This is a genomic window from Peribacillus sp. NPDC097675 (genome assembly GCF_050277655.1).
Classification (GTDB): Bacteria; Bacillota; Bacilli; order Bacillales; family DSM-1321; genus Peribacillus.
The window spans coordinates 422,750-440,816 of sequence record NZ_JBNNSK010000002.1 but is presented as its reverse complement, the minus strand read 5'-3'; the positions used below and the strand labels follow the sequence as shown (position 1 = coordinate 440,816).

The following is an 18,067-nucleotide window of genomic DNA, read 5'->3' as shown; positions in this document are numbered from 1 at the left end:
TAGCTGGCTTGCGTCAGCTACTTTCAATGAATAATTATAACAATAGAAAAACAGGTGGAGAAAAACGAGTTGTTTTTCTCCACCTGTTTTATTTTCGGGACTTATTAGATAGCCCCTTTGTTTTATACAGGAAGGAGGGGGACTTAGAAGTTCCCCTCCTTTCCTTTGTGCTTATTTTCAATCAATTTTATAGTCCATTAAATTGTGTAAGTTCTTCTTTGACCTGAGAAAGGATTTTTTCACACTGTTTCACTAATGAAGGGGGGAAGAATTCTCCTTCTCCATATTCTAAACCATGTGGGTAGTAGTGTTTTCCTAAAAGTGGGACCATCAGTTTCATAGTGGCCCTATGAGCACCAACGTCTCCTTCTATTGCATATCCAAGTATACGCAGGTAAAACGTACCTTCTCTCAATTCGAATTTGCGATCGTAACTAACTCTCTCGTAATCCCATTGTTCGGCACGTATTAATCCGTATTCGGGCATTAGGTCATCTAATCGGTTCAAGTCGGCTGTGATGTTCTCGATTCCAAAGCTTTCAAATTTCACGAGTAGTACCTCCTATTTTTGCATTTGAGAATGAAATGACATACAAGGAAAATATTATGTAATATAGAAAACGAAAATTCCCCAAGCATATTTATAATATACCATTTTATCCTATATTTTATAATAGTATGAAATGATGGAAGATGCAATGAACTCACTATGGTATTTTCATGATTCGCAAAATTTACATTTTTAAAAATAAATAAAACATATTGTATTCACTTGTTTTATTTGAACAATGATATAATCAGAAAAGAAAGCTAAAATCATAAGATACATAAGCATAGAGAGAGGGTGTGTTCCTCTGCGCAGGTTAGGCAAGGTACTGCTGTTAATTGTTGTTTTTTTCATAATCGGCATTTATACGAATATCGGTCTGGAAGAAAAGTGGAACCCTCTCATAGATGGGAACAAGGAAGTTAATCCTAACGATACTATAAATGAAAAGAGTCCGTCTTCAAAGAAAGATGAAGTGATTGCAAAAGAGGGATTAGCCAACACTATCGGGAAGAATATGAAAGAGATCAAAAAGGAATTTGGTGAACCCAGTCGAATCGATATGTCTGCCTACGGGTATGATTGGTGGATATACAATAGAGATGTTAATGATTATTTCCAATTGGCCGTGGAAAAAGGGAAAGTTGTATCCGCATATGGTATTGGGGACAAAGTAAATGTTGCGCCGTTTGAAATTGGACAATCTATTGACGCTATCTATTCTAGTCTGTATGTAGAGCCTACTGTTGATATAGAGGCTGGTGATAATACCTACCGTTTCGAATTATCCGAAGAGGATATGAATATGAGGCCATTAATAGAACTTGGAGATATTTATGTTCAATTATATTTAGATAAATTCACAGGAACTGTCTCAAGTGTCCGATTTTTGAATAATTCTACTCTTTTAAAACAGCAGCCTTATGAGTTGACTTATCACGGTACCCTTGTGCCTGTTAAGGATCTTTCAGAAGAGGAATGGAATAAAGTTAGAGAAGGCAATGAGAAACAAATCTTTGATATCACGAATATCGTGCGTAGCAGATTTGATTTGAAGCCATTAGGTTGGGATGATTCTACTGCTGAGGTGGCTTATCTTAATAGCCAAGAGATGAAAGGCATCCAGGAAAAAAATCAAGTCTCTGAGACAAAAGGGGATTTAGATGACCGGTTAAAATCAGGGGAAGTCCAGTATAGCGTAGCAGGTGAAAATATTGCAGCAAATTATGTGGATGCTGTAGCGGTGATGGAGGGCTGGCTGAATAGCGAAGGCCACCGGGAAACTATTTTAAGTGAAGAGTTTACTGATTTAGGTGTAGGGGTGTATAAAAAGTTTTACACTCAGAATTTCATTAAGAAAAAATAAAACGGCGTCCCAAAGGACCCGTTTTATTTTATTTTCACAATGAAAAAGCTACCGGTGGATACAGCACAAAGTATTCCGTCATCTCGATATACTTTCCCTTCGAGAATTATGGTTTTACTGCCTTTATGTATAAGATTACATGTGCATGTCAATTGTTCACCTATAGCAGGTTTAACATATCGCACCTGAATGTCGGTTGTTACTGTAGCATAACCCTCCGGGACCGTTGAACTGGCAAGGGTCCCCATAGCCGAGTCTATTAAAGTGGCAATTACTCCGCCATGGGTGATGTTCAATTCATTTTTCACTAAAGGTGTGATTGGCATCAACATGGAAAGGGTTGTACCATCGGAGGTAACTTGTTTATTTAGCTGCAGTAGATTGGAGATATACGAATATCTTTTTTCCTTTCTTTTAGTCTGTAAGCTGGAGATGATTTCCGATAATACACTTAATTCTAATTCATCTGCAGTGACAGCCAGTTCTTGAAATTCAGCAATAAGTTCTTCCCTTTTCATTAAGAAACACCCCTTTTTTTAATATTATACTATATCAAACCATAATCGAATGAATGGAAAGTGAACCATGCACTTTTTATTTCGTTGTGGCATATCGTAAAATAGGCGATGTCTTAGTGTGAGGTGAAGAGTAATGGCAAAAAAAAAACGCCCCTCCGTTGATAGATTTAAGGAGTTTGTCAAGGTTCATCCATATTTAGTGAATGAAGTGAGAAATAAACAAGCAACTTGGCAGGAACTTTTTGAAGAATGGTACCTACTCGGTGAAGATCATCCACGCTGGCAGGCTGATGACAGTGTGCAATCTTCTGTTGGAAAGACTGAACCTGTGGCTGCGACAGCAGATAAGGGGGAACAAAGCTCGGAATTGCTTGGCACGGTGATGAGTGCCGTTAAAAACATGGATATAGGACAAATACAACAGTATATATCAAGTGCCAATCAGGCCATTGGAGCGATACAAGGTGTCTTAGCCGCTTTCCAGGGAAATAAAACTGGTGATGATTCCACTCCAGCTCCAAAAGCACAAGAGCAGAGAAGCAATCCATTTTTATTTAATAATAAAGATTAAATAGCACAAGGGAGGAATCTCTATGCGTCAAAATGTGTATGAATTCATACAAACTAATGAAGATATGAAAAAATATTTAAGGATACAACCTGCATGGTATAAAAGGTTAATGAGAAATCCTCATGAATTGGATAAATTTGAAACGGAAGCGAAGTACTTCTTTGAGAAATCAATTCCACATCGTGTCTCTAAATTTTCAGATAGCGTCCAGGTTGCCTCGATGATGCTTCACATGTTTCAAGCAATGAATGTACCAAGCGAATGAAGAAAAAAAGAGTAAATTACTCCTTTTGGCAGATAATATCGACAAAAGGGGGAAGATGTCATGAAGAGACTGATGATAATTCTTACAGTGCTGCTGGCAGCTACAGGTTGTGGAAAGAAAATCCCTGAACCTAAAAATGTAACAGCCGCTACCATACAAAATATCACTGACCTGAAGGCTGCCACCACTATCCAATCGGCCCGAACTGTAGAGGAAGATTTTCAGGTAAGGACCTTTGTCAAAGGGAATTCAGTATTTGTGGAATGCTACCTGAACGACTATAGTTTTTCAGGAGATGATTCAAAACAGTTGGCGATCGTTTCCGTTTACATAGATAATCAGAAGAAAATGGATATGCATACAGCAGCCTTTATCTTAAAAGATATTCCTCATGGTTTGCATAAGATCAAGCTGGAGGTGTTGAATGACTCCGGTCAAAAAACGGGGTTGAATAAGGAGATTGAAGTACATATCACTGCTTCCATGTAATCATAGAAATAGCATTTTGATAGGAAAAATGGTAAAATGATGGTGGAGGTGAGCTTTTATGCTTGCTACTATGGAAATTGTCGATATTCTACAACAGGCAGATGGATTAGCAGAAACGATCCTTCATTCTGATATAGGAGAAAATTATCTTCTTAGTTTATATAAAGTAAAAAGCGATAAAGAGGCGCAAAGAAAAATCTCTAAGTTTACCTCTCTAAAAGATCTTTTTGAAGATGTACAAAGGTTCGGTAAATATCATCCGGACTATAAACGCATCAATATGGAGACCAGAGAGGCGAAGCGAGATATGGATATGCACCCTACTGTTGCTGAGTTCAAGATGGCAGAGACGGAATTACAGAGTACTCTTGATGAAATCAGCGGACTAATTGGTCATGCTGTTTCAGAACAGGTTAAAACACCTGCAGGGAATCCCTTTTTCGTGTCTTCGGGTGGTTGTTCTTCGGGAAGTTGTGGAACCGGAGGAAGCTGTGGTTGCTCTGCATAAGATGGATGAAGGCCTGGTTACTCGACCAGGCTTTTTTTAATGGGTATCGCTATTTGATATTCTTCACCCCCCACTCACGCTATTCATATGTATCAAAGTCTATGCCATGTTTCATATATATGTAGGGGTAGAATTCCATAAGGTTTCCAGTAAGGCCAGAACCTGTTCTGTTATCAAATTCAAAATAGTGAGAGAATTTTGTGTATAATCATTTTTCTTGGTTGAAAGGAAGGATTCTGCTATGCTAAAATTAGTTAAAGCCTTTATAAAAGGGAGTTATTGATATGCTTGGAGCAAGACAAGGAATTATCGTCTATTTACATACATTAAAACAAGCTAAAATGCTTAGGAAATTCGGAAACATCCATTATGTATCGAAAAAATTGAAATATGTCGTCCTTTATACGAACATGGATGAGGTCGAAGCATTGGTTGAAAAGCTAAATAATTATTCCTTTGTAAAAAAAGTGGACCTTTCTTATAAGCCTTTTCTAAAAATGGAATTTGAAAATTCTAAACCAGATAAAGCAAAGGAATACGATTATAAAATGGGAATTTAAAAAATGCTGACTCAAAGAGTCAGCATTTTTTCGTTGTACTTTTAGCCTAATGGAGGGAGATACCTATTCATACGCAAGATACCTATCAAGTGTTGGTAGTACAACTCTATTTCCGCGAAAAGCTTGGAAGATTTCACATCTATTTCTATGATTGGTTTGTCTAATTCTTGAGCCAAATTTTCAAATAGTTCATATCGTTTATTTGCGGTAAAGTGAGGGTTGGGTATTCCTTCGCGACAAATATAGAGTGGCTGGAATTTCCCAGGGTCTGTTGGGTTCATCACGATAACCAACGAGGTTACCTGTTTATCATCAAGTGTAGTATGCATGGCTAAAAGCCTAGCTACACGGTGTTGCTGATTACGCCCTACCTCAATCAGTTCATATATATCAGAATAGCCTTGTCCAAGTTCAATAAAACGTTGAATCAATTAAACCTCTCCTAACTAACTTATCTTTCATTACTTTATCATTTTATCCGATAAAAGAGAAGGGCCATTTCATGTCTGAAGTGGTCTCGAAGAGTCATCGATAAAGCCAAAAAAAACCCTGCATATAACATGCAGGGTCCTTCTATGTCTAGTTAAGGACCAGAAGGCAAAGGGAGAGGAGAAACCGGAGGAAGACTTATGGGGAAACGTAAGCCTTCTCCGCGGTTGGCAACAACACTTAATAAGTCATGTTGTTATTTTCATTATGACCAAAATCAGGTTATATATTCAATTTGGAAGATATTTTATAAGGAGGACAATTATTTTATTTTAAAATGGAATGTTATAAATTGTCTTTTCTTAAACAAACGGATTTGTCGTTTATTATTGGCTAGCAATTTCTAATATGTTAGGATAGGAAAGTAACAGAAATTTGTCATAAAATGTGGTGAGAATTATGAGGGTCGTTTCCGGCGTATGCAAAGGAAGACCACTTAAGGCTGTACCGGGTACAGGAACCCGGCCGACTACGGATAAAGTCAAGGAATCCATTTTTAACATGATCGGTCCTTATTTTGAAGGCGGACTTGTATTGGACTTGTTTGCTGGAAGTGGTGGATTGGGAATAGAAGCTTTAAGCAGGGGAATGGATCGTGCCATCTTTGTAGACCGCGACTTCAAAGCTAACCAAACGGTTAAGGCGAACTTGGAGCTATGTAAGTTTACGGACTGTGCAGAGGTTTATAAAAATGATTCAGAACGTGCATTGAAGGCCTTGGTCAAAAGGGAAATGATGTTTGAATTGATCTTTCTTGATCCGCCTTATAAAAAGCAAAAACTAGTGGATTTATTAGAAGAGATACATAAAAACCGGATGCTCAGCGATATGGGGTATATTGTTTGTGAGCATGGTGATGATGTTTCGCTCCCGGAACAAATTGGTAACTTTATCATCAAAAGAAAAGAAGTCTATGGAAGTATTGCAGTTACGATTTACCATTGGGGGAGCGTACACGAATAGGGGGGAACGATGAATGTCGAAAATAGCGATTTGTCCGGGAAGTTTTGACCCGATTACATTTGGCCATCTTGATATCATTCAAAGGGGAGCGAACGTATTCGATGAGGTCTATGTAGTTGTAGTAAACAATTCTGCAAAGCATTCTCTGTTTACTGTAGAGGAAAGATTGAAACTAATTACTGAAGCGACGGCCCATATGCCGAATGTCAAGGTGGATTCCTACCAGGGATTGACGGTTGACTATGCTGAAAGCGTTTCCGCCAATGCAATCATCAGGGGTTTGAGGGCAACGTCGGATTTTGAATATGAAATGCAAGGAACATCGATGAATAGATTTTTAAACAGTAAAATTGAGTCATTCTTCATTATGACGAAAAATCAATATTCGTTCTTGAGTTCTAGTATCGTAAAGGAAGTCGCGAAATATGGCGGGGATATTTCAGAATTAGTTCCGCCTGTTGTACAGACGGCCTTGACACAGAAGTACAAGGAGCATAAAGCATAAGAAAGAGAGCATGGTCCATATTATGGACTGTGCTCTTTTTTTATGAAATGTCACTCATCAATCGTTTGGCGAATAAGATGATGTAAATCATAAGAAAAGCTAGGGTGACAAGTGGGCCTAAATCCAGCATATTTTGGTAAAGCGAATGTGCATGGTCACCTGTGATTCCATTGACCGGGAAATCATTATTTGCGTTTCCATTGTCATCGGTGCCGCCCCTATAGAAAGGCTTCCATAGTATAACGGTGAAAATGGCGGCAAGGAAGCCATGTGCAATTCTGGCGAAGAAAAATGGCATAAAGCGAATATCGGTTGTTGCGATGATACTGGCCACTTGCGCTTGGATGCTAAATCCATTGAAGGCAAGGATGAAACTTGTCATGATGGTTTGCTGTAGTAGGGTCGCATTTTCTATCGAGCTAGTTAATTTGGATCCAAGGGTCATTTCAAACATGCCAGAAATAAACGGTATGCTCAATGAATTAGGGAAATGAATAATATGTAAAATCCCGCCGATCCCTGTGGCAAGCATGCTGGTAATATTCATATGAAACAAAAGTCGATTGACCACTGAAAATAGAATGATGAATCCGCCTATCATAAGGAGTGTTTGGATGGATGATAGAACGGCATCTCCTAGCAATGTCCCAAATGGTCTTGTTTCCTTTAACCGGTTGTAGTGCATCTGACTAAATGCTTGTCTGAAGGAAGGCAGTTTTGAAGCCCTCTTTGTCTGAACTTTTCCCTTTTCTTCCTTTGTTCCGTAAAAGCGCATCAAGATGCCTACGCAAAGGTTTCCTAAATAATGGGAAAGTGCAAGAATAATGCCTAGGTGAGGGTCATGGAAAAATCCTACGGCAACGGCGACAAATAGGAACAAAGGATTGGACGAATTAGTAAAGCAAACGAGTCTCTCCGCTTCAATTTGAGTGACTTGTTTTTCTTGACGGAGCCTAACTGTGAATTTTGCACCGGCTGGAAATCCGGAAGCGAGTCCCATTGCCCAGACAAAACCACCAACTCCAGGTACTCGAAATAAAGGACGCATGAATGGTTCGAGTATTACCCCTATGAACTTGACCACACCAAAACTAATTAATAACTCCGAAAAGATCAAGAAGGGGAGGAGGGAAGGGAAAACGATTGTCCACCACATGTTCAAGCCGCCTTTTGAAGCGTCAAAGGACTCCTGGGGGAAGATGATTAAGCCAACTGCCATCATGGTAACCGTGATGGCTAATACTATTGTTTTGGATTTTGATTTAAGCAAAGTTAGGCCTCCTCCTAAAAGGGTTACAAATACGCAGTAGGTTCTGCTGGTTAAAACATGATAAAATGTAGATATTAGGTACAAGGTATGGCTAAATGTTTTGCACATGGTTACTTAAGGAGTCTGAAATTTTGGCTGCCATGCTTGTTTTACTGTCAATATAAACAATATGCTTCTATAAAACTGTTTAAGACCATAACTTTGTATGAGTATGATTTTGATTAAAATTGAACTTTCTATAGTGAGGGGAGATTACTATGTCGCATCCAAAGATCGGGCTAGCGCTCGGGTCGGGAGGAGCGAGAGGATTTGCACATATTGGGGTAATAAAGGTGTTGCAACAAGCAGGCATTCCGATAGACATGATTGCGGGAAGTAGTATGGGAGCGATGGTCGCTACTTTTTATGGAGCCGGTTCCGATATTGAACGGCTATATACACTTTCTAGGGCATTTAAAAGAAAATATTACTTGGATTTTACGATACCTAAAATGGGTTTTATTTCAGGAAAGCGAACAAAGGATCTCATCCGAGTTTTCACGTACGGCAAGAATCTTGAAGATTTGGATATACCCATAGCGGTTGTCGCTACAGATATTAAAACGGGGGAAAAAGTAATCTTTCGTGATGGACCGTTAGCCCCTGCAGTCAGGGCAAGCATTTCAATCCCTGGAATATTCGTTCCTGAGAAAGTTGGAAATCGTCTCCTTGTTGATGGAGGAGTCATTGACAGGGTCCCAGTTTCAGTCGTAAAGGATATGGGAGCGGATATCGTCATTGCTGTAGATGTCTCACATGTAAACCAGGACGTGGAGATAAATTCAATATATGATGTTATTATGCAAAGCCTAGATATCTTGCAAATGGAATTGGTTGAAAGTAGAGAGGTCGCCTCGGATGTCATGATTCGACCAAGGGTAGAGAAATACAGTTCAAAAGCATTTACAAATATACAGGAAATAATTAGTATTGGAGAAGATGCTGCAAAAGATAAGGTAGAACAGATTAAGCAAAGTATTGTTGCTTGGAAGGAGTCCAATGAAGATGAATCGTAAAATATTTGTACGCACTGTCCTGGTGGCCGCTATACTCCTCATAGCATCAGCCCTATATACTCTCCCATATTATGTGACAAAACCAGGAATGGCTAAAGAACTAGAGCCAATCATTCAAGTTTCAGGTGCGGACGAAGAGCAAGGGAGCTTCATGTTGACCACGGTGAGGATGGGGAAGGCAAACATTTACTCCTACTTGATAGCTAAATGGAGTAAGTACCAGGAAATATACCCAGAGACCTCGATCCGGAGTGAAGATGAAACAGATGAAGAATATAATGTAAGACAGTTGCATTTAATGGACGGGTCTAAAAACAATGCAATCAAGATCGCTTATGATAAAGCGGGGAAAGAAGTGGCGTATCAATACCTAGGGGTATATGTTTTGGATGTTCTCAAAGGGATGCCGGCAGCGAAGGATTTGAAGGCTGGGGACCAGATTGTTCAAGTCGATGATGTGAGATTCAAGTCGGCCCAGGAATTCATGGATTATATTAATGGAAAGAAAGCAGGAGACGTGATTGATTTGGTGTTTAAAAGGGAAGGGAAAGAGAACAAAGTTTCTATTCCCTTACAGACATTCAAAGATGATTCCAGTAGGGTTGGAATTGGAATCTCACTTGATGATTATCAAAAGGTAATTCCAAACCCGGAAATCTCCATAGATACGGATCAAATTGGTGGACCATCAGCGGGGCTGATGTTCTCTTTGGAAATCTATAATCAATTAACAGAGGGGGACATCACGAGAGGATACGATATAGCGGGAACAGGAACGATATCAGATGACGGGAAGGTCGGTCCAATTGGCGGTATCCAGCAGAAAATTGTCGCCGCGGATAATTCAGGTGCCGAAATTTTCTTTGCTCCCAATGAAAATGGAGCAGCGGGATCGAACTATGAAGAAGCGATGATTGCGGCAAAGGACATTAAAACGAAGATGAAAATCATTCCAGTAGATAGTTTTAATGATGCTTTACAGTACTTATCCAAGATTAAAGGAACAAAAAAATGAAAAAAAGCGCAAGCAGTCTACCTGTTTTGCGCTTTTTTATATGATTTCATAAGGTGGGATGCTATCCCTTTCGTTGATTCAGCTTTATTATTATCTTTTTATGACCGGAGCTTCGAATTCCCTTTTCATTAAGGCAGTTTGATAAGGTTCACGTAAACCCATTGAATATACCTGTGCCGCTCTTATATCTGAATCGATGTGATGATCTTGATACGAAGAAAGCTTGGAGATAAGAGGGACCGGCAATGTTTTTTTTACAGTCCGAAGGTACTCCTGACCTCGTTCGTTCATGCCGAGCAACCGGATATATGATGGAGTATTGACATGAATCATATCTTCTTTTAACGTATGCGTCAAAATATGTACGCACATTCGCTGTATCCGCGTCCAGGTATAGCGTTTAGTTTTCATGGCGGTCATGAATCCATGAAAGTTCATTGCTTGTTTCGCCATCTCTTTCATACGATATTCAATGCCTTCTTCAATATCATAGATTGCTGCCAATTCGGTCAGCGAGGCTACGAGTATCCGATATTTCAGTAAGGGCCAATACTGTTCCCATTGATGTAAGGTTTGGTAGGTGGCTACATAGTGTTGAAGCCCATGAAATGTTGCAGGTGGGATATATCTCTCCACCGCATTTAATTCCTGTTTTTCTTCTAGTATGGCCTTGCGGATTCCCGTCGCGCTGGCAATCGGTTCTGAAGATAATGTAACATCATGGTAGCCAGCGGCAACGCGTTGTATCGTATAGGGTTGAATCGAATACTCATTTGATAGAGCGGCACTTACATACTCTTTACCCAAGATGTTATTCGGCTTCGTCAAATCCAACATATCTCCATTGTCACTTATCGTTTGAAAAGCTTTTGAAGCGCTCGTTGGGTAACTATAACCCATTTTCATCAGAGATTTAATAGTTGCGTTATACTTAGTTGCATTTTCATCTAAAATGTTATGGGCATTGATGAAAGGTTCGATTCGTCCATCTTCGCTGCCAAAACAAAAGGTGTCGCAGCCTATAGATTCTAGAAGGGATATGGAGCCTTTAGCGAAGATTTCCGCTTTTTGGACAGCAAAGGGATAGGGAAGTTCAATAACAAGGTCAATGCCGCCAAGGAGTGCCATTTCTGTTCTTGCCCACTTACTAACAAGTGCTGGTTCACCCCGCTGTAAAAATGGTCCACTCATCACAGCTACGACTACATCTGCCCCTGTTTTTTGTTTGCTTTCTTTGGCATGGAGGGCATGGCCATTATGAAAAGGATTATATTCGACTACTAAACCGCAAGATTTCATTCAATCACCTCAGAGAAAAACTTTGTATTTTTTCAACTTAGTGCTAAAATAGTATTTCAAGTAATGAACTAGAATGTTCCGTCTTGATTTTTTTGTTTGAAAATAATTTTAAACATGGCAAATCAGTTAGGATGACTACATTATAGTGTAAAGAAAAAATATTGACAAACTTATAATTGAAAGCTATAATTATTTTTGTTGCCTTGAGGTGATTTCATATGAAATGGACAATTAGTCAACTTCAAAAAATTCGGGACAAAAATTTACAGTTGGATGAATTAGTGGATGTCTTAGACATTAAAGAAAGAGACAAGCAAATACGCGATGTTTCTCCAATTAGAGTAACAGGAAGAGCTGATATCAACTCTACCGAAATTACTTTTCACTTGCATCTTTCAGGTGAATTAACATTACCTTGCTCCCGTACACTGGTAGACGTTAAATATCCGATTGATATTGATACAAAGGAAACCTTCCTTTTAAAAGCAGATGGCAATCATTTCTATGGAGAAGATGTTACTGTTGTGGAAGGCGATGTTGTAGATCTTATACCGGTAATTAAAGAAAATTTATTGCTAGAAATTCCGATGCAGGTTTTTTGTGAGGATGTCGATCCTAATGAAGCTGCTCCTCGATCTGGAAAAGACTGGGCTGTTATTTCTGAAGAAGAAACTAAACATAAGGTTGATCCTAGATTTGCAAAGCTTGCCGACTTTTTTGACAACAATAAAGAATCTTAATTGGAACGAAAAATCGTTAATCCGATTTTTCCAGCTTTTTTATATTTTTTAAGGAGGTGGGAATAATGGCTGTACCTTTTAGAAGAACGTCGAAAACTGCAAAAAGAAAACGTCGTACGCACTTCAAGCTTCAAGTACCTGGTATGGTAGAATGCCCGAGCTGTGGTGGAATGACTCTTTCACATCACGTGTGTAAAGAATGTGGAACATACAAAGGAAAAGAAGTTGTCGCAAAATAACTTCTTGACCTACTCGAAAGCAATGCTTTCTTGATATGTAACATGCAAAAAAAGCGCAGAGATTTATCTCTGTGCTTTTTTACAGATTTATTTAACTGAATATTTAGAAATATAAAAAAGACTTGGAGAAGGTGTGTAAATGTATAACACATTAATTGTTGATAAGAGTGAAAAAGGATACCTGAAGGTTTCATTAAATAGACCTGAGAAAAGAAATGCGGTGAACTTTCTATTGATGGAGGAACTTGAAATAGTATTATCTAACGCAGCTAGTGATGATGAGGTTAAAGTGCTACTCCTGACGGGAGAGGGTTCTCAGGCATTCTGCTCAGGTGGAGATTTGAGTGAATTTCATGATTTATATACGGAGGAAGAGGCTTTCTCCATGCTATCAAGGATGGGAGAGATTCTGTATAAACTGGCGATTTTTCCGAAACCTACAATTGCCCTTCTTAATGGCAGTGCTATCGGCGGCGGATGTGAAATAGCCACGGCTTGTGATTTCAGACTGGCCAGGCATGGCATAAAAATAGGATTTGTTCAGGGGACTTTAGGGATTACCACAGGCTGGGGCGCTGCATCACTTTTGTTTGAAAAGCTTCCTGTACAAAATGCCTTGAAGCTACTACTTGATGCTGAAATACATAGCTCAGAAAATGCAAAGGAAATGGGTTTCATAGACGAAATAGTGGATTTAGAAGACTGGGAAGAATTCGCAGATGGTTTCCTGCGTCATGAACCCCGGGTTTTAATGGCCTATAAAAAAGTATTGGTTAAGAAATGGCAAGACGGTGGTCTGAAAGGAAGAATGGAAGCAGAAATTCGCGAGTGTGCAAAACTATGGGCAACGGAAGCCCATCATCTTGCAGTTAGTCATTTTTTAAATAAAAAAAAATAAATCTTTAACCGTTCTATATTCCGTCTATCTTTCCTATCAAGTGCATATTATGAAGTAAAACTTGCTTGGAGGTAGAGAGATGACGATTGCCAGACAAGATGCATGGACGCAGGACGAAGATTTATTATTGGCTGAAGTGGTGCTAAGACATATTAGAGAAGGCAGTACACAACTGAAAGCATTTGAAGAAGTGGGGAAACAATTATCAAGAACGTCCGCAGCTTGCGGTTTTCGATGGAATTCTTTTGTCAGGAAACAATATAAGTCAGGAGTGGAGCTGGCTAAAAAACAGAGAAAGGAACAGGTGGTCAAGGATACCAACTTTGAGGCTGAAGTAAAGGAGAATGTAGAAGATTCGAATGAACCGGAACTCGCTACGGAGTGGATAAGAGAAACTCAATCAGCATCGTCTACCACTCTCCAAGACGTAATTTCATATCTAACGAAGATGGATGAATCTTTTAAACATGATAGGGAGGAAAAAGAAAGAAATTTACAGCGTTCTTACTATCTTGAACAGGAAAATGAAAGGCTTCGGGAAGAGAATGGGTTGTTACAGGAAAGCTTAAGAGTAGTGGAAGAGGATTACCGGGCACTTATGCAAATAATGGAACGGGCTAGAAAGCTAAGTGTGTTAGAAGATGAAAAGTTAAATCCGAAGGTAAGTTTTCAAATGGATAAGAATGGAAATTTGGAAAGAGTTAATAAATGAGAAAGGCGGGTGGAAAAATTTCCTCCCGCGTCTTTTATTTACTCTTGTTTATCTATGGTTTCATCTCGTTTTTCATAGGGGTTCCAAATTAAAGGATTTTCACCAAGGTCACGATCCATTTCATAGGGTATGGAGTAAAAGCCCATTTTCTCCCAGAATGCTTGTGAATGAACCCGTGAATTTGTTTTGATTGGCATATTAAAGCTCTTAGCGAAGTCGACCAAGGCTTTACCGTAACCTTTCTTTTGGTGGTTTGGAAGGACTTCTAGCTTCCAAAGGACAAGGAAGTCTTTCGTTTTATCAAAATATCGGTCAAACTTCGCGCTTTTTTTGTATAAACTCATTCTAGCGACCAACATGTCACCATAGAAGATGCCATAGAAAGGCGATTGGCTGTCGTTCTCAATGATATTACCCTCTAAGTCATCGAGCATGGATAATTCCTGCATCCCATATTCTTTGAACTTTTTGAACTCCTCAAGCGTTTTAAAATTCACAAGTAATCGTTCCACCTTGTATTCCATAAAATAGCTCCCCCTTATTCAGATCAAACTACTCCTATAATACCATTCCCATGAAAATCTTCTGGTTGTTTTACTTCTTTTATTCATTTTTAAGTCTATGAAAAATCTGAGTCATTAATCATTAATAACAGTCTAAAGATGTGTACGGCTTTTCATTTCTAATATACCATTAATTTAGTTCGCAAAGAAGGAATTATACCCTGGATTGGCGTATTTATACTTCTCTATGTTTTTGTGCACTCAGGTGACTGAAGGGCTGAATAATTACAAAAAACAGCCGTAGAGTGAATGATTTCGTTCCTATTTAGACCAAAATATCAACGAAGTGAAAAAAGAATATGTGTTAAAATAGTTAGTATGTAGCAATAAGTTAGGAAGGGTACTATGAAAATAGGCGTCATTGGAGGCGGCTCCATTGGTTTGTTATTCGCTTCTTACCTATGTGAGAGGCATGAAGTCACACTCTATACGCGCAGAGAGGAACAAGCTTCACTTATTAATAGAGAAGGTGTCCGGCTTATCGTGGATGGAGCGATCTGTAAAAGGGACCTACCATCAAAAGTATTGAAAGAAGGCTTAAGGGAAGAAGAATTACTTTTAGTAACCGTTAAACAATATCACCTTCCACAAATTCTACCAGTGATTGAAGGGTTGCAAGTACCTATGTTGTTTTTGCAAAATGGATATGGTCATATTTCCCATTTAAAGCAGCTAAAGTCTTCAACTATTTGTGTGGGTGTAGTGGAACATGGGGCATTAAGGCTTAATGAGAATACGGTAGAACATACCGGAATCGGTTTGACAAGAGTTGCTTCTTACAAAGGGGATCTTAATCGACTTCCTTTTCTTGACGAAGGGGAGAATCTTTTTCCGTTCATTGAGAGCGAAGATTATCATTCGATGCTAATAGATAAGTTGATTGTCAACGCTGTAATCAACCCACTGACTGCGTTATTGGAGGTGGAAAATGGACGATTGATAACCAATCCATTCTATTACCAATTATTTCAGGCGTTATTTGCCGAGATCTCGTCAGTACTGGAATTACCAGATGCGGAGGAATCTTTTAGACACGTAAAATCCGTTTGTGCTAACACCTCAGAAAATAGATCTTCCATGCTAAAAGATATTGAACTTGGAAGAGAAACAGAAATTGACGCTATCTTAGGCTATATCATGGCGGAGGCGGTACGAAAAGAGAAAAAGGCATGCATGGCGTCTTCTCTTTATGTGATGATTAAAGGAAAAGAGTTTCAAGGGGGATGAGGGTGTGCCAAACTTTGTTTCAAGTGTTGCCGCGATTTTCATTACACTTCCATTTATAGGCTATATTATTTTTTTTATTAGCGCCAAGCAATTCACAAGGAACCATAAGCGTTCCGTTCAATTTGCCATGGATATGAGCACGTTGTTTTTTGTTTTATCGGTACATTATTTAATTGTGACCATTTGGAATATACATATGTTTTGGGTGATAATGCTCATCATGATTGCCAATGCATTCGTTGTTGTTCTTGTCCATTACCAGGTTAAAGGAGAAATCATTTTTCAAAAAGTCTTAAAAGGATTTTGGAGAGTGAATTTCGCATTCTTTTTTTGTGCGTATCTTCTTTTGTTTTCCATAGGATTTATTACAAGAATCACTAGAATATTCACTGCATAATGAACGGCAAAAGCATCAATCTTCTGCTCCTGGGCAACATTTTTTGTTTTCTTAAAACAGAATGTTATACTCTAAAAAGAATTGTAGTTGCAGAGAAAGGGAGAACATACATGGAGATGAAAGATCTCGCGTTACCATCATTAAACCGTTTCGCCTCGGACTATTTGCAGGGCGATCTTGAAACGGAAGATTATTTTCACTATGACTTGTCCGATTCGGACATTTACCGCAATAGATATCAGGAATTGATGAACAGGAGTTTTTCACGAGGGAAATTATCGGATTACATACAAGAATATATGTCTCGTTTTTCCAGCAGTGAGGCTGTAAATGATAATATTGAGGAATTACGGCGTGATGATTCCGTCGTTGTCGTAGGTGGGCAGCAAGCAGGATTATTGTCTGGTCCCCTTTATACGATCCATAAGGTGATTTCAATTATCAAGCTTGCACAAGAGCAGCAAAAAGCACTGGGGAAACCGGTTATTCCTGTATTTTGGATAGCTGGTGAAGATCATGACCTTGCAGAGGTCAACCATGTGTATGTCATGAAAAACGGGAAACCGGATAAAAAATCTTATCCTTCTTATCAGCCTTTCAAAACCATGGTAACAGATGTGGAAGTAGACGAAAGTAAGATGGGGCAATGGTTCGAAGAAATCATTGAAACATATGGTGAAACCAGCTTTACTAATAAACTTCGTAAAGATATGAAGGAAACAATCAAACAATCGAAAACATTTGTCGACTTTTTTGCTCGTTTGATTCACGAATGGTTCCATGAATACGGCCTCTTGCTTGTTGATGCGGGAGATCCGGCCTTGAGAAAACTAGAAACGGGTTTCTTTGAGTCTTTGATTGAAAAAAATGAAAAGATTGCAAAAGAGGTTGCACAGCAACAAGCTTTCATGCAAGCTCAAGGGTATTCCAAAATGATCGAGATGGGTGAAGAGCCAGCCAATCTTTTTTATTATGATACTAATAAAAAAGACCGATGTTTGCTTATACGTTCAGAAGGCAAGTTTACTGCTAGGAATGGTGAGGTTTCTTTTTCGGAGCAGGAACTCTTGCAAATGGCCAAGAACCAACCGGAACATTTAAGTAATAATGTCGTTACGCGCCCGTTAATGCAGGAAATGCTGTTTCCTGTTTTAGCCTTCATTTCAGGTCCTGGGGAAATTGCCTATTGGGCAGAATTGAAACGCGCATTTGAATTATTTGCTATGAAGATGCCTCCAATTGTTCCAAGATTGAATATTACCTTCATCGAGCGTGGCATCCAGACGGACCTTGAGGAAACCGAACTAACGTTGAAGACGGTTTTAACGGAAGGAACGGCGAATGCCGTACAGTGTTACCTTGATTCCGTGAAAGATGAGACGGTGGATCAATTATTCAAAGTCATGAAAGTACAGCTCGAAGAGAACCACCAAAAGTTATTCATGCATGCGGTTTCTTTGGATAAGGGGCTTGAACCGATGTTGAATAAAAATATCGAATTCATCCAGAAACAATTGGCATTCATGTATGGCAAGATAGAAGAGCGGACAAAAGAACGTCATTCATTCGTCTTGAAAAAATACGAACGCATTGCCAATTCGCTATATCCGCTGGAATCTCCCCAAGAGAGAATGTGGAATGTGTTTTATTATTTAAATCAATATGGTCCTGATTTTGTAAAGGAAATCATGAAACTGGACTATCGTTTTAATAACGAGCATAAGGTGATTTTCTTATAAGAACTTCGCCGTGGAGAAAAGTGGAGATTATAAAGCAATTTGAAGACAGGTGGTTAGCCTGTCTTCTTTTTGTTTTTCCAAAAACTTCGACAGTAAAAGAGCAACGCTCCCTCGGTCTGTGTCCATTCGTGA

23 protein-coding genes are annotated in these 18,067 nt (G+C 39.0%); 17 read left to right on the top strand and 6 right to left on the bottom strand.

Features of this window, described 5'->3' with window-relative positions; genetic code table 11:
* Positions 1–187: 187 nt before the first annotated feature.
* Positions 188–550, bottom strand: coding sequence for a YugN family protein (locus tag ACQKL5_RS05370; RefSeq protein ID WP_427606973.1), 363 nt, complete (start codon positions 548–550; stop codon positions 188–190).
* A gap of 514 nt (positions 551–1,064) precedes the next feature.
* On the opposite strand from ACQKL5_RS05370, the gene ACQKL5_RS05365 reads away from it, so the two are divergent.
* Positions 1,065–1,913, top strand: a complete 849-nt coding sequence (locus ACQKL5_RS05365) for a CAP domain-containing protein (RefSeq protein WP_427606972.1) — start codon at positions 1,065–1,067, stop codon at positions 1,911–1,913.
* A gap of 23 nt (positions 1,914–1,936) precedes the next feature.
* On the opposite strand, the gene ACQKL5_RS05360 is transcribed toward ACQKL5_RS05365, so the two are convergent.
* Positions 1,937–2,431 carry a PaaI family thioesterase gene (locus tag ACQKL5_RS05360; protein ID WP_427606971.1) on the bottom strand — a complete coding sequence of 165 codons (495 nt, stop codon included), beginning with the start codon at positions 2,429–2,431 and terminating at the stop codon, positions 1,937–1,939.
* 133 nt (positions 2,432–2,564) lie between these two features.
* On the opposite strand from ACQKL5_RS05360, the gene ACQKL5_RS05355 reads away from it, so the two are divergent.
* The 5 genes from ACQKL5_RS05355 to ACQKL5_RS05335 all read left to right on the top strand — a co-directional run bounded on the left by ACQKL5_RS05355 (position 2,565) and on the right by ACQKL5_RS05335 (position 4,824).
* A complete protein-coding gene (locus ACQKL5_RS05355; protein WP_427606970.1) occupies positions 2,565–3,002 on the top strand; it encodes a YlbD family protein in 438 nt (145 codons plus the stop codon).
* A gap of 22 nt (positions 3,003–3,024) precedes the next feature.
* Positions 3,025–3,267, top strand: a complete 243-nt coding sequence (locus ACQKL5_RS05350; RefSeq protein WP_427606969.1) for a YlbE-like family protein — start codon at positions 3,025–3,027, stop codon at positions 3,265–3,267.
* A gap of 60 nt (positions 3,268–3,327) precedes the next feature.
* Positions 3,328–3,756 (top strand): hypothetical protein, encoded by a 429-nt coding sequence (locus ACQKL5_RS05345; protein ID WP_427606968.1) that lies wholly within the window; start codon positions 3,328–3,330, stop codon positions 3,754–3,756.
* Between the two features lie 58 nt (positions 3,757–3,814).
* Positions 3,815–4,264 (top strand): YlbF family regulator, encoded by a 450-nt coding sequence (locus ACQKL5_RS05340; protein WP_427606967.1) that lies wholly within the window; start codon positions 3,815–3,817, stop codon positions 4,262–4,264.
* A gap of 284 nt (positions 4,265–4,548) precedes the next feature.
* Positions 4,549–4,824, top strand: coding sequence for a YlbG family protein (locus ACQKL5_RS05335; protein WP_427606966.1), 276 nt, complete (start codon positions 4,549–4,551; stop codon positions 4,822–4,824).
* A 41-nt stretch (positions 4,825–4,865) separates the two neighbouring features.
* On the opposite strand, the gene ACQKL5_RS05330 is transcribed toward ACQKL5_RS05335, so the two are convergent.
* Complete coding sequence (locus ACQKL5_RS05330) at positions 4,866–5,255, bottom strand: DUF7147 family protein (protein ID WP_427606965.1); 390 nt, start codon at positions 5,253–5,255, stop codon at positions 4,866–4,868.
* Positions 5,256–5,712: 457 nt separating this feature from the next.
* Between ACQKL5_RS05330 and rsmD the strand changes: the two genes are divergently transcribed.
* Positions 5,713–6,276, top strand: a complete 564-nt coding sequence (gene rsmD, locus ACQKL5_RS05325; RefSeq protein ID WP_427606998.1) for a 16S rRNA (guanine(966)-N(2))-methyltransferase RsmD — start codon at positions 5,713–5,715, stop codon at positions 6,274–6,276.
* Between the two features lie 13 nt (positions 6,277–6,289).
* Positions 6,290–6,781, top strand: coding sequence for a pantetheine-phosphate adenylyltransferase (coaD, locus tag ACQKL5_RS05320; protein ID WP_427606964.1), 492 nt, complete (start codon positions 6,290–6,292; stop codon positions 6,779–6,781).
* Positions 6,782–6,821: 40 nt separating this feature from the next.
* Here the strand turns inward: coaD and ylbJ are convergent, their stop codons facing one another.
* Positions 6,822–8,051: a sporulation integral membrane protein YlbJ gene (gene ylbJ / locus ACQKL5_RS05315; RefSeq protein ID WP_427606963.1), complete on the bottom strand. Its 1,230-nt coding sequence runs from the start codon at positions 8,049–8,051 to the stop codon at positions 6,822–6,824.
* 257 nt (positions 8,052–8,308) lie between these two features.
* Here ylbJ and ACQKL5_RS05310 point away from each other — a divergent pair, with 257 nt between their 5' ends.
* Together ACQKL5_RS05310 and ACQKL5_RS05305 are read left to right on the top strand one after the other, a co-directional pair.
* A complete protein-coding gene (locus ACQKL5_RS05310; protein WP_427606962.1) occupies positions 8,309–9,106 on the top strand; it encodes a patatin-like phospholipase family protein in 798 nt (265 codons plus the stop codon).
* Positions 9,096–10,121, top strand: a complete 1,026-nt coding sequence (locus ACQKL5_RS05305) for a SepM family pheromone-processing serine protease (protein ID WP_427606961.1) — start codon at positions 9,096–9,098, stop codon at positions 10,119–10,121. Before ACQKL5_RS05310 ends, ACQKL5_RS05305 begins: the two co-directional genes overlap by 11 nt.
* A gap of 90 nt (positions 10,122–10,211) precedes the next feature.
* Here ACQKL5_RS05305 and ACQKL5_RS05300 read toward each other — a convergent pair whose 3' ends face one another.
* On the bottom strand, positions 10,212–11,420 hold the full coding sequence (locus ACQKL5_RS05300) for a nucleotidyltransferase (protein ID WP_427606960.1): 1,209 nt from the start codon (positions 11,418–11,420) through the stop codon (positions 10,212–10,214).
* Positions 11,421–11,638: 218 nt separating this feature from the next.
* Between ACQKL5_RS05300 and ACQKL5_RS05295 the strand changes: the two genes are divergently transcribed.
* The 4 genes from ACQKL5_RS05295 (at position 11,639) to ACQKL5_RS05280 (ending at position 14,009) form a co-directional block, all read left to right on the top strand.
* Positions 11,639–12,160, top strand: a complete 522-nt coding sequence (locus ACQKL5_RS05295) for a YceD family protein (protein WP_427606959.1) — start codon at positions 11,639–11,641, stop codon at positions 12,158–12,160.
* A 65-nt stretch (positions 12,161–12,225) separates the two neighbouring features.
* Positions 12,226–12,399: a 50S ribosomal protein L32 gene (gene rpmF / locus ACQKL5_RS05290; RefSeq protein ID WP_402868151.1), complete on the top strand. Its 174-nt coding sequence runs from the start codon at positions 12,226–12,228 to the stop codon at positions 12,397–12,399.
* A 139-nt stretch (positions 12,400–12,538) separates the two neighbouring features.
* A complete protein-coding gene (locus ACQKL5_RS05285; RefSeq protein WP_427606958.1) occupies positions 12,539–13,297 on the top strand; it encodes an enoyl-CoA hydratase/isomerase family protein in 759 nt (252 codons plus the stop codon).
* Positions 13,298–13,376: 79 nt separating this feature from the next.
* Positions 13,377–14,009, top strand: a complete 633-nt coding sequence (locus ACQKL5_RS05280) for an RsfA family transcriptional regulator (RefSeq protein WP_427606957.1) — start codon at positions 13,377–13,379, stop codon at positions 14,007–14,009.
* Between the two features lie 38 nt (positions 14,010–14,047).
* Here the strand turns inward: ACQKL5_RS05280 and ACQKL5_RS05275 are convergent, their stop codons facing one another.
* A complete protein-coding gene (locus ACQKL5_RS05275) occupies positions 14,048–14,533 on the bottom strand; it encodes an N-acetyltransferase (protein ID WP_427606956.1) in 486 nt (161 codons plus the stop codon).
* A gap of 384 nt (positions 14,534–14,917) precedes the next feature.
* On the opposite strand from ACQKL5_RS05275, the gene ACQKL5_RS05270 reads away from it, so the two are divergent.
* From ACQKL5_RS05270 to bshC, 3 genes are all read left to right on the top strand, one after another.
* A complete protein-coding gene (locus tag ACQKL5_RS05270) occupies positions 14,918–15,799 on the top strand; it encodes a 2-dehydropantoate 2-reductase (RefSeq protein WP_427606955.1) in 882 nt (293 codons plus the stop codon).
* Between the two features lie 4 nt (positions 15,800–15,803).
* Entirely contained in the window at positions 15,804–16,196 is a 393-nt protein-coding gene (locus ACQKL5_RS05265; RefSeq protein ID WP_427606954.1) for a DUF3397 domain-containing protein, read from the top strand.
* Between the two features lie 110 nt (positions 16,197–16,306).
* Positions 16,307–17,935, top strand: a complete 1,629-nt coding sequence (gene bshC, locus ACQKL5_RS05260) for a bacillithiol biosynthesis cysteine-adding enzyme BshC (RefSeq protein WP_427606953.1) — start codon at positions 16,307–16,309, stop codon at positions 17,933–17,935.
* Positions 17,936–18,067: the final 132 nt, after the last annotated feature.

Excerpts from the sequence above, each read along its gene's own strand:
- ACQKL5_RS05365 (WP_427606972.1), top strand. The coding sequence starts at position 1,065 with ATGAAAGAGATCAAAAAGGAATTTGGTGAACCCAGTCGAATCGATATG.
- ACQKL5_RS05360 (WP_427606971.1), bottom strand. The coding sequence starts at position 2,431 with ATGAAAAGGGAAGAACTTATTGCTGAATTTCAAGAACTGGCTGTCACT.
- ACQKL5_RS05355 (WP_427606970.1), top strand. The coding sequence starts at position 2,565 with ATGGCAAAAAAAAAACGCCCCTCCGTTGATAGATTTAAGGAGTTTGTC.
- ACQKL5_RS05350 (WP_427606969.1), top strand. The coding sequence starts at position 3,025 with ATGCGTCAAAATGTGTATGAATTCATACAAACTAATGAAGATATGAAA.
- ACQKL5_RS05345 (WP_427606968.1), top strand. The coding sequence starts at position 3,328 with ATGAAGAGACTGATGATAATTCTTACAGTGCTGCTGGCAGCTACAGGT.
- ACQKL5_RS05340 (WP_427606967.1), top strand. The coding sequence starts at position 3,815 with ATGCTTGCTACTATGGAAATTGTCGATATTCTACAACAGGCAGATGGA.
- ACQKL5_RS05335 (WP_427606966.1), top strand. The coding sequence starts at position 4,549 with ATGCTTGGAGCAAGACAAGGAATTATCGTCTATTTACATACATTAAAA.
- rsmD (WP_427606998.1), top strand. The coding sequence starts at position 5,713 with ATGAGGGTCGTTTCCGGCGTATGCAAAGGAAGACCACTTAAGGCTGTA.
- coaD (WP_427606964.1), top strand. The coding sequence starts at position 6,290 with ATGTCGAAAATAGCGATTTGTCCGGGAAGTTTTGACCCGATTACATTT.
- ACQKL5_RS05310 (WP_427606962.1), top strand. The coding sequence starts at position 8,309 with ATGTCGCATCCAAAGATCGGGCTAGCGCTCGGGTCGGGAGGAGCGAGA.
- ACQKL5_RS05305 (WP_427606961.1), top strand. The coding sequence starts at position 9,096 with ATGAATCGTAAAATATTTGTACGCACTGTCCTGGTGGCCGCTATACTC.
- ACQKL5_RS05300 (WP_427606960.1), bottom strand. The coding sequence starts at position 11,420 with ATGAAATCTTGCGGTTTAGTAGTCGAATATAATCCTTTTCATAATGGC.
- ACQKL5_RS05295 (WP_427606959.1), top strand. The coding sequence starts at position 11,639 with ATGAAATGGACAATTAGTCAACTTCAAAAAATTCGGGACAAAAATTTA.
- rpmF (WP_402868151.1), top strand. The coding sequence starts at position 12,226 with ATGGCTGTACCTTTTAGAAGAACGTCGAAAACTGCAAAAAGAAAACGT.
- ACQKL5_RS05285 (WP_427606958.1), top strand. The coding sequence starts at position 12,539 with ATGTATAACACATTAATTGTTGATAAGAGTGAAAAAGGATACCTGAAG.
- ACQKL5_RS05280 (WP_427606957.1), top strand. The coding sequence starts at position 13,377 with ATGACGATTGCCAGACAAGATGCATGGACGCAGGACGAAGATTTATTA.
- ACQKL5_RS05275 (WP_427606956.1), bottom strand. The coding sequence starts at position 14,533 with ATGGAATACAAGGTGGAACGATTACTTGTGAATTTTAAAACGCTTGAG.
- ACQKL5_RS05270 (WP_427606955.1), top strand. The coding sequence starts at position 14,918 with ATGAAAATAGGCGTCATTGGAGGCGGCTCCATTGGTTTGTTATTCGCT.
- bshC (WP_427606953.1), top strand. The coding sequence starts at position 16,307 with ATGGAGATGAAAGATCTCGCGTTACCATCATTAAACCGTTTCGCCTCG.